This is a genomic window from Alteraurantiacibacter aquimixticola (assembly GCF_004965515.1).
Taxonomy (GTDB): domain Bacteria; phylum Pseudomonadota; class Alphaproteobacteria; order Sphingomonadales; family Sphingomonadaceae; genus Alteraurantiacibacter; species Alteraurantiacibacter aquimixticola.
The window spans coordinates 1,380,186-1,393,003 of the sequence record NZ_SSHH01000001.1 but is presented as its reverse complement, the minus strand read 5'-3'; the positions used below and the strand labels follow the sequence as shown (position 1 = coordinate 1,393,003).

The window sequence follows — 12,818 nt, the reverse complement described above, 5'->3', positions numbered from 1 at the left end:
GTACGGCAGCTATCATGCTGGCAGGCCACGCCGACCGCTCGGGTTCGACGACCTACAATGTCGGCCTGTCCGAACGGCGTAACGAGAGTGTGCAGGGCTACCTGACCGCTCGCGGCATCCCGCAGGCGCGCATCTCGAGCGAAGCCTTCGGCGAAAGCATGCCCCGTGTGCCGACCGCCGACGGTGTGCGCGAGCTGCAGAACCGCCGCGTGGAAATCACCTACGGTCCGGGCTCGGGCAACTAAGCCAAGCTAGCAGCCAGGCGATATGAGAAGGGCCGGGAGTGCGAACTCCCGGCCCTTTCCTTGTGGGGGTGTCAAAGGTGTTTAGGCGACCAGCTTCAGTGCAGGTCCCTGTCGCGGCTTGAGCATGACACTCTCCAGTCCCGGCACGGCAGCGAGACGGTCCACCAGTTCGCCATCGAGTGCGAAATCACGGCCAAGGCGTAACAGCGGATCGGAATTGCCTTCGCCGATAGCGAGCCGCACGAGAACCTCGCCATGGCCGGGCTTGCCGTCCACCAGCGCTTCTCGCAGCGCTTGCAACGCCGCTTCGTTGTGCACTTCAAGCTCCAGCAGCATGCGCGCGCTGCCGGTGACTTCGGCCAGCGGGCGCGCCCCGCGCACGGTGAAGCGCGGCGGTTCGTCCGGGTTGGGCTTGTCGAGTTCCACAGTCAGCAGCACGCAGGTGCTGTCCGCCGCCCATTTCTGGAAGCTTTCGACCAGGCTCTCCTCGAAACATGCCGCGCTGAACTGGCCGGAGGAATCGGAGAAATCGGCGCGGATGAAGTCCTTGCCGCGCTTGGTGCGTCCCTTGCTCGCCCCTTCCACCATGGCTGCGACCATGGCGGTGGTGCGCCCGGCCTGCACATCCGCCTCCATCAGCGCGGCATAGGTGCGCGCACCATTGGCCGACGCGATCAGGCGATATTCGGCCACCGGATGCTCGGCGAAATAAAAGCCGAAATTCTCGCGCTCTGCGGCCATCTGTTCAGACCGGCTCCAAGCTTTGGCCTCGTCGAGGCGCAGCGAAGGTTCGGCATGGTCGTCGCCCCCGAACAGCCCCGCCTGCCCGCTCGAACGTTCTCGTGTCGCCGCATCCGCCACCGCCAGCAGCATGTCGGCATTGGCAAGAACCTTGGCGCGGTTGGGCTCGAGGCTATCGAAGGCGCCCGAACCTGCCAGCCCTTCCAGCTGGCGGCGGTTCATCGCGCCTGCCGGCATGCGGCGGAACACGTCTTCGAGGTCAGCAAACCGGCCGTTGGTTAGCCGCTCTTCAACCACGGCTTCCATCGCCTTCTCACCGACATTGCGGATACCGGCCAAGGCATAGCGCACCGCATAGCCCTCATCGGTTTGTTCGACGCAGAACTCGGCTTCCGAGGCGTTGATATCCGGCCCCAGCAGCGCAAAACCATTGCGCCGCAAATCGTCGACAAAGACCGAGAGCTTTTCCGACTGGTGCATGTCGAAGCACATGGATGCAGCGTAGAATTCCTCCGGGTAATGCGTCTTCAGCCACGCCGTCTGATAGCTGAGCAATGCATAGGCGGCGGCGTGCGATTTGTTGAAGCCGTAGCCGGCGAACTTGTCGATCAAGTCGAACAGGCTGTTTGCCTCGGCCTTGTCGATGTTCGAGACTTCCTTACAGCCCTCACAGAAGCGCACGCGCTGCGCATCCATTTCGGCCTGGATCTTCTTGCCCATCGCGCGGCGCAGCAAGTCGGCATCGCCGAGCGAGTAGCCGGCAAGAATCTGCGCCGCCTGCATCACCTGCTCCTGGTAGACGAAGATGCCGTAGGTCTCCTCAAGGATGCCTTCCAGCTTGGGGTGCGGATATTCGATTGGTACCTCGCCCGCCTTGCGCTGTCCGAACAATGGAATGTTGTCCATCGGACCGGGGCGGTAGAGCGAGACGAGTGCGATGATGTCCTCGAACTTGGTCGGCTTCACCGCCGTCAGCGTGCGGCGCATGCCTTCCGATTCCAGCTGGAACACGCCCACCGTGTCGCCGCGCTTCATCAGCGCATAAACATCATCGTCATCCATCGGCAGGCGGTCGAGATCGACCGTGATCCCGCGCCGTTCGAGGAGGTCCACCGCCTTGCGCAGCACGGACAGCGTCTTGAGGCCAAGGAAGTCGAACTTGACCAGCCCCGTATCCTCGACATGCTTCATGTCGAACTGCGTCACCGGCATGTCCGAACGCGGATCGCGATAGAGCGGGACCAGCTGCGACAGCGGCCTGTCGCCTATCACCACGCCTGCCGCATGGGTGGAGGAATTGCGCGGGAACCCCTCCAGCTGCAGCGCCAGGTCGACGAGGCGCTTCACCTCGTTATCATTGTCGTATTCGCGCTTGAATTCGCTCACGCCATTGAGGGCGCGCGGCAGCGTCCACGGGTCTGTCGGATGGTTGGGCACCATCTTGGTCAGCCGGTCCACCTGGCCATAGGGCATTTGCAGGATACGCCCGCAATCGCGCAGCACGGCGCGGGCCTTCATCTTGCCGAAGGTGATGATCTGCGCGACGTGATCGTGCCCGTATTTCTGTTGGACATAGCGGATCACTTCACCACGCCGCGTTTCGCAGAAGTCGATATCGAAGTCGGGCATGGAAACGCGTTCGGGGTTGAGGAAGCGTTCGAACAGCAGGCCCAGCTTGATCGGGTCGAGATCGGTAATGGTCAGCGCCCATGCGACCAGCGAGCCTGCACCCGAACCACGGCCCGGCCCGACCGGAATGCCCTGCGCCTTCGCCCATTTGATGAAGTCGGCAACGATCAAGAAGTAGCCGGGGAAGCCCATATTGACGATGATGCCGATCTCGTAATCGAGCCGGTCGACATAGACCTTCAGCTCCTCATCGGAGAGGTCCTCATAGACCTCGAGCCGCTTGGCGAGACCGCGCTTCGCATCCTCCGCCAACATCTTCGCCTCGCCTTCGAGGTCGCCGGCAAGGCTGGGCAGGATCGGCTTGCGGCGCGGCGGCGCATAGGCACAGCGCTGGGCGATCACGAGCGTGTTGGCGGTCGCCTCGGGCAGGTCGGCAAACAGCTCTTCCATCATGCTCGCCGTCTTGACGAAGGCTTCGGGCGAGGAGCGCGGACGGTCGGCGCTGTCCACCTGCGTCGAATTGGCGATGCAGAGCATGGCGTCATGCGCGCTGTGCATATGCGGTTCGGCATAGTTGGCGGGGTTGGTCGCGACCAGCGGCAGGTCGAGCTTGTAGGCGAGTTCCACCAGCGCCCCTTCCGCCGCTTCCTCCACCGCATTCCCGCGCCGGGCGAGCTCGATATAGAAGCGACCGGGAAACAGGCCTGCCAGTTGCAGGGCAAGGTCCTCAGCCCGCCCTGGCTTGTTGTCTGCGCAGAGCCGCGTGATCCCGCCCTCACCCGCCCCGGACAGAGCAATCAGTCCCGCCGTGCGACCTTCGAGGTCGGCGAGCGCGACATGCGGCTCCAGCTCCAGCGGCCGGTCGAGATGGGCGCGGCTGACGAGGTGGCAGAGGTTGAGCCAGCCTTCCTCATCCTGCGCATAGAGCGGCAGGTAGTCGATCGGACCGCCCTCTTCCCGCGCGACGCCCAGCAGCGACCCGACGATGGGCTGCACGCCCTCGCCCATGCAAGCGCTGGCGAACATGGAGGCGGCATAGAGGCCGTTGCGGTCGGCAATGGCGATGGCAGGATAGCCGCGTTCCTTCGCCAGCTTGGCGATGGCCTTGGGCTCAATCGCCCCTTCCAGCATCGAATAGCTGGAGAGTACGCGCAGGGGAACGAAGGGAGCGAAAACCATCGCGGCAGACTAGGCTTTCGGCGCGCAAGGGCAATCGTCCCTGGCCGGTATCAACAACTATTCGGCGGCTTCCGCCCGCGCGGCGGCGATCTTTCTGCGCGTGTCGCGAATGGTGGAAACGGCGCCATAGACCACCAGCACGGCCAGGAAGATCCACACCCAGACCGGGATATTGCGCCCGGCAATGGCGAGATAGAGATAGGCGGAGACGAAGCAGAAGCCCGCGCACAAGGTCGGCACCACGGTGGAACGGTGCGCCCGCGCGCGCTTCACCAGCCATGCGATGGAGGCGAAGAAGAAGGGGATCGCGCCAACATAGATCGCGCCGAAGACCCACGGATTGACGCCGTAATTCTCACCAAGTGAGAGGAACCAGTCGGTAAATGCTTCGATCATGCGCGCCTTGTCCGTGATTGCCGGCCTGTAGGCAATACGTTCCGATAGCGGTGGCGGTTACCGCGCCGCTTCAGCCTATTCCAGCTTGCCTTCATGCAGCCGCACGATGCGGTCCATGCGTGCGGCAAGGCGCTCATTATGCGTGGCCACGAGCGCGGCGCTACCCTGATTGCGCACCAATTCGATGAACTGCTGGAACACCCTGTCGGACGTCTTCTCGTCGAGATTGCCGGTCGGCTCGTCCGCCAGCACCAGCTTGGGCGCATTGGCAAGAGCGCGGCCCACGGCCACGCGCTGCTGCTCGCCGCCCGAAAGCTGGCTGGGCCTATGGGTGAGCCGGTGGCCAAGCCCCAGCGAGGTGAGCAGCGTAGTCGCCCGCTCTTCCGCCTCGGCACGGCTCTTGCCGACCAGCAGCTGCGGAATCACCACGTTTTCCAGCGCGGTGAAATCCGGCAGCAAGTGGTGGAACTGGTAGATGAAGCCCAGGTGGTCGCGCCGCAGAATGGTACGCTCCGCCGCGTCGGCATTGCTGGCATCGGTGCCCGCCATGGTGATCGTGCCCGAATAGCCGCCCTCGAGCAGGCCGACTGCCTGCAACATGGTCGACTTGCCCGAACCCGAGGGGCCAAGCAGCGCCACGATCTCACCCGGCATGATGTCGAGATCGACGCCGCGCAGGACCTCGATCACTTCGCCGCCCTGTTCGAAATTGCGCGCAAGGTTGCGCAGCGAGACGATCGGCTCACTCATAGCGGAGCACCTCCACCGGATCGGTATTGGCCGCGCGCCATGCGGGATAGAGCGTGGCGAGGAAAGCCATGCCCATCGCCATGGCGGCAATCGCGACCACCTCGATCGGATCGACCTTGGCCGGAAGCTCGGTCAGGAAGCGGACCGAGGGGTCCCACAGCTGCGCGCCGGTGAAGAACTCGATCCCCTCGACGATGGGCTGGCGGAAGTAGAGCACGATCAGCCCCAGCGCGATGCCGGCGAAGGTGCCGATGGCGCCCACCACCGAGCCGGTTGTCACGAAGATCTTCAGCAGGCTCTTCCGCCGCGCGCCCATGGTACGCATGATGGCAATGTCGCGCGTCTTGGAGCGGACCAGCATCACCAGCGAGGAGAGGATGTTGAACGCCGCCACCAGCACGATGATGCCCAGCGCGAAGGCCATGGCGACCCGTTCCACCTGCAGTGCCTCGAACAGCGAGCGGTTCATCTCCTGCCAGATCGTCACCACCGCCTTGTCCTGCAGGCTCTGCGCGACTGGGGCCATGATCTCGGCCACGCGGTCCGCGTCGCTGGTGGTTACCTCAATCGCGGTGATCGTGTTGCCCATCAGCAGCAGCGTCTGCGCGCTGTCCATGTTCATGATCACCATGGTCTCGTCGAAGTCGTATATGCCCACTTCGAACACGGCCGCCACGGTGTAGCCGATCTGGCGCGGTACGGTGCCGAAGGGCGTGGAGCGGCCCTGCGGGTTGATGATGGTCAGCGTGTCGCCCACTCCAGCGCCCATCTTCAGCGCCAGGCGTGACCCAATAGCGATATTGCGCGAACCGGGCTGCAGCGCGGAGAGGTCGCCCATCAGCACATTGTCAGTGAGGCGGCCGATATCAGGCGGCAGGTTGCCGCGCACCAGCACGGCTTCGGCACGTCCATTGAAGGTGGCGAGCAGCGGCTGTTCGACCATCGGCACGGCATTGGTGATGCCGGGCGTATTGCGCACTTCCTCCAACACCGGCTCCCAGCCTTCCAGCCTGCCGCCATAGGCCTGCACCACCGCATGGCCGTTGAGCCCGGTGATGCGGTCTAGCAGCTCGGCACGGAAGCCGTTCATCACGCTCATCACGATTACCAGCATGGCGACGGAAAGCATGACCACGCCGATGGATATGCCCGCCACAAGCGTGATCACCGCCTCACTGCGGCCGGGCAGCATATAGCGCTTGGCAATGGTCCATTCGAAGGGTGAGAGGAACAAGCGGCAACCTCGGTTATGTCAGTGCTGCCGCTCTAGGGTTGCGGCAGGCTGTAGGCAATCGCAAAGGGCCAGCCCGCTGTGGACTGGCCCTCTACCCAGGATCAGGCGGCCTTCTGGTGCATGTAGACCGCGCGTTCGTGGCTGAAGGCCTTGTAGCCGAAATAGCCGTGATAGCTGCCCATGCCGCTGCCATTGACGCCGCCAAAGGGCAGGCGGTTTTCCAGATAGTGCGAGAACACGCCGTTGAGCGTCACGCCACCCGAGGAAGTGCGGGCAAGCACCTTGTCCATATTCTCGTCGCTGCCGCTGAACATGTACATGGCGAGCGGCTTGTCGCGTTCCTCGATATATTCGATCACCTGGTCGAGATTGTCGTAGGTCATCACCGGCAGGATGGGAGCGAAGATCTCCTCCTGCAGGATCTTCATCTGCGGGGTCACATTGGTGAGCATCGTCGGATGGACGGTGAGGTCGCTTGCATCCATCTCGCCGCCAACGGCCACGGTCGCGCCCTGCGCCACCGCATCGTCGAACAGGCCCTTCACGCGCTTGAAGTTGCCCTCGTTCACGATCTGCGCGATCGCTTCCTTCTTGATCTTGCCGTCTTCGTAGAGGTTCGCCTCGACATTGGAGCGGAAGGCCTCGACCAGCTCGGCCCGCTTGTCCTCCTTCACGAAGACGTAGTCGGGGCAGATGCAGGCCTGCCCGCCATTGAACTGCTTGGCTCCGGCCAGAGCCGCACCCACGGCCTGTACATTGGCACCATCGTCGATGATGACAGGCGACTTGCCGCCCAGCTCCAGCGTCACCGAGGCGAGATGCTTGGCGGCAGCGGCCATCACGATCTTGCCGACGCGGGTGGAGCCAGTGAAGAAGATGTGGTTGAACGGCAGGTCCAGCAGCGCCTCTGCCACCGAGACATCGCCTTCGAACACCGCGACTTCGTTCTCCTCGAACACCTCTTCCACGATCACCTTGGCGATCCTGGCGACGTTCGGGCACAGGTCGGTCAGCTTGAGGATGCAGCAATTGCCGGCAGCCACAGCGGCGGCGAGCGGGCCGAAGACGAGGCCGAGGGGGAAGTTCCACGGCCCCAGGATCAGGCACACGCCGCGCGCTTCATGGACAATCTTGGCCTGGTCGTCCGGATTGTTGGTGGGGGTGACCATGGTCGGCTGCATCCACTCATCGAGACTGTCGATATTGAGCTGGATGTTGTTGGTGACGTTCATCACCTCGGTCACGCGGATCTCGCCCTCGGGCTTGCGCGTGTCCTTCAGCACCGCTTCCACGATGTCGTCCGCATGGGCTTCCACAGCGGCCTTCAGCTTCGCAAGCTTCTCCTTGCGCTGTTCGGCGGTGGAGGCCTTCACGTCCCACTGATGCGCCTGCTGCGCTTCGAAGACGCGTTTGATGTCGGCGCCAAGGTCGGCGGCGGTGGGCTGGTCGGTCATTGATGCTTCCCCATATCTCTCATTAGGTCGTGGCGCTCCATATGGCAGCAATGGAGGCAAATGCCAGACCCTCCAAAGGGCCGTAGCGCACTCCGTTCGCCGCAGCTGGCGCACGGTTGGAACACATGGAACAGGGTTATGGAGCAAAAATCCCTCCCGGCGCATCCGCAGCGCGGATGGGAGCGGAGAGAGGGCGAGCCGGGTGAACATGCCACCCGGCCTGCGCCCGCAAAGCCCCTGTAGGAAAGTCCCCCGCCCTCAGTCCCTGCCGCGGTCGGCGATGCCGGGAATGTCGGGCTCGAGCTCGGTGATCTCAGGCTCGTGCACCTCGACGACACCCGCCGCCATGTGGCTGCGCGAGCGGCTGTAGCCGAAATAGATCACCGCCCCCACAAGGCTCCAGACCGGCAGCATCAGCATGGCCTCTATCGGCAGGTTGAGGAACAGGAACAGGCAGCCCGCGATGGTCAGCGGGCCGACGATGACGAGGCCGGGCACTCGGAAGGCGCGCTGCACGTCAGGCTCCCGCCGCCGCAGCACCATCGCCGCCAGCGCGACCATCCCAAAGGCATAGAGCGTGCCTGCGTTGGAGATATCCGCCAACTGACCGACCGGGAAGAAGGCGGCCGCGAGGGCTACCAGCGATCCGGTAATGATGGTGACGATATAGGGCGTGCCCCACTTGGGATGCACCTTGGACAGGCCTTCGGGCAGCAGGCCGTCGCGGCTCATCACGAAGAAGATGCGCGTCTGGCCGAACAGCAGGACAAGGATCACCGAGGGCAGCGCCAGGAAAGCGGCAATGCCCAGCATGTTGCCCACGGTGGAAAAGCCCACCTGCCGCAGGACATGCGCCAGCGCCTCGTCCGAACAGACCAGCGCGCCAGCATATTGCGGCAAGGCACATTGCCGCGCCAGTTCCTCCGACCCGGCAGGGAAAGGTATGCCGTCCGGCCCCATGATGGGCTGGCCGCCGATCGTGCCGATCGCGCCTGCTGCCACGAGGATATAGAAGACGGTGCAGAACAGCAGCGATCCGACAAGGCCGATGGGCACGTTGCGCTGCGGGTTCTTCGTCTCCTCCGCCGCCGTGGAGACCGCGTCGAAACCGACATAGGCGAAGAAGATCGTCGCCGCCGCGCCCACCGCGCCTACGCCGGAGCCGAAGCCGCCGAAGACCCCGGCGGGCAGGAAAGGATTGAACTTGGCCGTCTCAACCTGTGGCAGAGTCAGCACCACGAAGGCGGTAAGTGCGGTCACCTTGATGATGACGAGGATGGTGTTGAACACAGCGCTTTCGCGGGTGCCGATCACCAGCAGCCATGTCACCAAGAGGGCGATCACCAGCGCGGGCAGGTTGATGAAGCCGCCTTCCGCCCCGCCCAGCGCCAGCGGTCCCGCGCTCAGCCATGGCGGCAGTGTTATGCCTAGGAATTCGTGGAGGATCGTGCCGCTGAAATAGCCCGACCATCCCACCGACACGGCGGAGGCGGCGATCGCATATTCCATGATCAGCGCCCAGCCTACCGTCCAGGCCAGGAACTCGCCCATGCTGGCATAGGAATAGGTGTAGGCACTGCCCGCGACCGGGATCATCGAGGCAACTTCGGAATAGCAAAGCGCGGCGACAATGCAGACAGCGCCTGCAATGGCAAAGGCCAGCATCAGCCCCGGCCCGGCCTTCTGCGCCCCGGCGGCGGTGAGAACGAAGATGCCCGTGCCGATCACACAGCCAATTCCGAACAGCATCAGCTGGAACCCGCCGAGCGTTCGCGGCAGTCCCTTCTTTTCAACGGCTTCGAGAATGGCGGAAAGCGGTTTTACGCGGTCAAGGATCATCGCGAATGTCCACCAAGCCTGCCGTGGGACAGCCCCACTCTACCGGCCGGTTGGACGTGCGTTCTATAGCAAATTCACGCCTTCACAATCGGGATTATGCGCGATCGCGCGCCGCCTCGCCAGATTGAGGTGCCGGCCTTCAGCTCCGGACGATGCGCCATCTGCAACTATCTCCAGCGCCCCATTATCTCGAGCGCTTCTTCGGAGGCCTTCTCCACCAACGGCAGGCTGATATCCTTGGAGCGGGAAAACACGTTGTGTTGAGCAACACTGACTGCAACCTCTTCTTTAGGCGAAAATTGATGGTTCAGCTGTGACCAACAGATAAGATCCAGATCCCTTTGATTTTGTTCGTGATATGCTTGGGTAAGGTTGTTGTTCCACTCATTTTGGTATTTGGCGGCAACCTGAGCGATGGCATCTGACATGATCGTTCGCGTCGATCGAGGGTCCCTTGGATCGGTTCTGATTTCGGCTCGCATTGACGCGATGTGGGTTTCAATATCGAGTTGAAAAGCAAATATATTATTATGCCGGCGAACCATGCTGCATACCGAGCATCCGTTCGGATCGTAGTCTTGGGTAGCGCAAATATCTTCCACGAAATACTCGTCGATATCCGAGCTGTTTTCACAGCCGCACAGCATCGATATTGAAATAAATATCGGACAATATTTACGAAAGAACTGCAATTTCATTTACCCGTTACCGCAATTTGCCTGTTTTCCTTGAGCGTCATTTTCATCTCGAGATAGGTCTCTCTAAAAAGATCGCGGGACGTTTCTAGGGAGTATTTTTCCAGGTTCTCCGCGGCACCCGCCATATCTTTCAATTCCTGGTAGGAAAGTGCATCCTTCCATTCAAACATGCATATGTGATCAAGTTCCGCTTGATTCAGGCGGGAATAGGCAGCCACCTGGCTTTCATTCCATTCCGACTGGTATTTTTGCATGGTATCACGGACCAGAATGCCTATTTCCGCTTCATCGACATTCCCGACATGTTCGACGGTTTCGAATAGCTTCCGCTGAAAGATCGCCTCGTTGTTCTGGCGTTCGACAATACATTCGCCGGAACAATCCCTCGTGCAGTCTGCACAAGCTGAGAGCATGGCAATCAGCGCCATGGCCGGGAATGTCCTGTTCATGTTCAGCCTCCAAGACTTGGATACCCGAACAGGGTACAGCCTGGGTCTTGCCAGCGTATTACCCGCTCCGCAGCGTCTGCACGCCCCAGTCACGTTCGAGCAAATAGAGCAGCACGCGCGCCGCCTGTCCGCGCTCGCTGTCGAGGCCGCCGTCACGTTCGACCAGTAGCTTGGCATCGTCATTGGCGATGGGCAGCAGGCGGGTGATCTGTTCCAGCGTGGCGATGTTGAACGCCTCGTCACCCGATTGCCTTGTGCCGAGCAACTCACCACCGCCGCGTAGTTCCAGATCTTCTTCGGCCAGGCGGAAGCCATCCTGCGTCTCGCGCATCAGGGCGAGGCGCTTGCGGCCGGTTTCGGAGAGCTCGTCGCCGCGCAGCAGCAGGCAGGTGCTCTTCTCGCTCCCCCGCCCCACGCGCCCGCGCAGCTGGTGCAGCTGGGCAAGGCCGAAGCGTTCGGCCTGTTCGATCACCATCAGCGTGGAATTGGGCACGTCCACGCCCACCTCGATCACGGTGGTCGCCACCAGCAGCTTGGCCTCGCCCGCGGCGAAGCGCTGCATGGCGGCGTCCTTCAGTTCGGGCGAGAGCTGGCCATGGACGAGCACGACGTCCTCGCCGAACCGCTCCTTCAGCGCGGCATAGCGCGCTTCGGCGGCGGCGATGTCCTCGCTCTCATGATCGCGTACCATCGGGCAAACCCAGTATGCCTGCTGCCCGGTGGTGAGGTGGCGTTCGATTCCCGCCACCACATCGTCGATCCGCGCGGCGGAGATCACCCGCGTGTCGATAGGCTGGCGGCCCGGCGGCATTTCGTCGAGGCGGCTGACATCCATCTCGCCATATTGCGCCAGCACCAGCGTGCGCGGGATCGGTGTCGCTGTCATCGAGAGCGTGTGTGGCGTGACCTTGCCCTTGGCGGTCAGCAGCAGCCGCTGTGAGACGCCAAAGCGATGCTGCTCGTCGATCACCACCAGGCCGAGGTTCTTGTACTGCACCGCCTCCTGGAAGATCGCATGCGTGCCGACCACGATCTGGATACTGCCATCGAGGAGGCCCATCAGGATGGACTCGCGCGCCCTGCCCTTGTCGCGGCCGGTGAGGAGCGCAATCTCGACCCCGGTTGGCGCGGCGAGCTTGCGCAAGGTTTCGAAATGCTGGCGGGCGAGGATTTCGGTGGGGGCGAGCAGCGCCGCTTGCGCGCCGGCCTCCACCGCCACCAGCATGGCCTCCAGAGCCACCACCGTCTTGCCCGCACCGACATCGCCTTGCAGCAGGCGCAGCATCGGCGCTTCCTGCGCCATGTCGCCGGTGATCTCGTCGATCGAACGGCGTTGCGCGCCGGTGAGCGGGAACGGCAGTTGCAGCTTGTCGCGCAGGCCCCCGTCGCCTTGGAGCGACTGGCCCTTGCGGCGGCGGTTGGACTGGCGGACCAGCATTAGCGCCAGTGCGTTGGCGAACAGCTCGTCATAGGCGAGCCGGTCGCGCGCCTTGGCGTGCTCGCCCTTATGCGCCAGCACCAGAGCATCGCGCCATGCGGGCCATTGCTCGCGCTCGATAACGCCCGGCTCGATCCATTCGGCAAGTTCGGGCGCCTTTTCCAGCGCCTGCGCGACCAGCCCCCCGACGCGCGGCTGCGTCAGTCCTTCGGCTAGGCGATAGACCGGCTCGACAAGGTTGCCGGACAGCGTGCTGCTTTCGCTCGCGACATGATCCGGATGGACAATCTGCAGCATGTCGCCGAACCGGTCGAGCCGACCCGCCACCCAGCGCTTCTCACCCACCGGCAGCGTCTTCTTCGCGGTGTAGCTGGCCCGCCCGAAATAAGTGAGCGCGCAGATATTGCCCTTCGCATCCTGCGCCAGCACGCGGTACGGCCCGCGTTGCGAACGGCTTGCGCGATGTTCGGTGGGGGTGAGCGCAATGACGATTTGCTCGCCCTCGCCCGCTTCGTCGAGATCGGTCACCGCGCGCCGCGTCACGAAACGTTCGGGAAGGTGGTAGGCAAGGTCGCGCAACCGCTCCAGCCCCAGCCTCGCCAGCGGCTTCTTCAGCTTCGGCCCGACGCCTTCGAGGCTCTCGGTCTCGGCGAATAGCGGGGTGAGGATATCGGGGCGCATCCTTCCCTTTAGCCACTAACGTCATCCCAGCGAAAGCTGGGATCGCCCGCTGTCCTCCATCAGATCCCAGCTTTCGCTGGGATGA

10 protein-coding genes are annotated in these 12,818 nt (G+C 63.0%); 1 reads left to right on the top strand and 9 read right to left on the bottom strand.

Going from position 1 to position 12,818, the window contains the following annotated elements:
• The coding region (locus tag E5222_RS06445) for an OmpA family protein (RefSeq protein ID WP_136692845.1) at positions 1-245 on the top strand (245 nt) is incomplete at its 5' end.
• 81 nt (positions 246-326) lie between these two features.
• On the opposite strand, the gene dnaE is transcribed toward E5222_RS06445, so the two are convergent.
• From dnaE to recG, 9 genes are all read right to left on the bottom strand, one after another.
• On the bottom strand, positions 327-3,794 hold the full coding sequence (gene dnaE / locus E5222_RS06440) for a DNA polymerase III subunit alpha (protein WP_136692844.1): 3,468 nt from the start codon (positions 3,792-3,794) through the stop codon (positions 327-329).
• A gap of 57 nt (positions 3,795-3,851) precedes the next feature.
• The gene (locus E5222_RS06435; protein ID WP_136692843.1) at positions 3,852-4,190 is read right to left on the bottom strand and encodes a hypothetical protein; all 339 of its coding nucleotides are present in this window, start codon (positions 4,188-4,190) and stop codon (positions 3,852-3,854) included.
• A 75-nt stretch (positions 4,191-4,265) separates the two neighbouring features.
• Positions 4,266-4,940 (bottom strand): ABC transporter ATP-binding protein, encoded by a 675-nt coding sequence (locus tag E5222_RS06430; RefSeq protein ID WP_136692842.1) that lies wholly within the window; start codon positions 4,938-4,940, stop codon positions 4,266-4,268.
• The gene (locus tag E5222_RS06425; protein ID WP_136692841.1) at positions 4,933-6,174 is read right to left on the bottom strand and encodes a lipoprotein-releasing ABC transporter permease subunit; all 1,242 of its coding nucleotides are present in this window, start codon (positions 6,172-6,174) and stop codon (positions 4,933-4,935) included. The genes E5222_RS06430 and E5222_RS06425 overlap by 8 nt, the downstream gene beginning before the upstream one ends.
• 101 nt (positions 6,175-6,275) lie before the next feature.
• The gene (locus E5222_RS06420; protein WP_136692840.1) at positions 6,276-7,628 is read right to left on the bottom strand and encodes an aldehyde dehydrogenase family protein; all 1,353 of its coding nucleotides are present in this window, start codon (positions 7,626-7,628) and stop codon (positions 6,276-6,278) included.
• 258 nt (positions 7,629-7,886) lie between these two features.
• Positions 7,887-9,467: an amino acid permease gene (locus tag E5222_RS06415; protein ID WP_136692839.1), complete on the bottom strand. Its 1,581-nt coding sequence runs from the start codon at positions 9,465-9,467 to the stop codon at positions 7,887-7,889.
• Between the two features lie 167 nt (positions 9,468-9,634).
• The gene (locus E5222_RS06410) at positions 9,635-10,165 is read right to left on the bottom strand and encodes a hypothetical protein (RefSeq protein WP_136692838.1); all 531 of its coding nucleotides are present in this window, start codon (positions 10,163-10,165) and stop codon (positions 9,635-9,637) included.
• Positions 10,162-10,614: a hypothetical protein gene (locus tag E5222_RS06405; RefSeq protein ID WP_136692837.1), complete on the bottom strand. Its 453-nt coding sequence runs from the start codon at positions 10,612-10,614 to the stop codon at positions 10,162-10,164. The genes E5222_RS06410 and E5222_RS06405 overlap by 4 nt, the downstream gene beginning before the upstream one ends.
• Before the next feature lie 58 nt (positions 10,615-10,672).
• The gene (recG, locus tag E5222_RS06400; protein ID WP_136692836.1) at positions 10,673-12,733 is read right to left on the bottom strand and encodes an ATP-dependent DNA helicase RecG; all 2,061 of its coding nucleotides are present in this window, start codon (positions 12,731-12,733) and stop codon (positions 10,673-10,675) included.
• Positions 12,734-12,818: the final 85 nt, after the last annotated feature.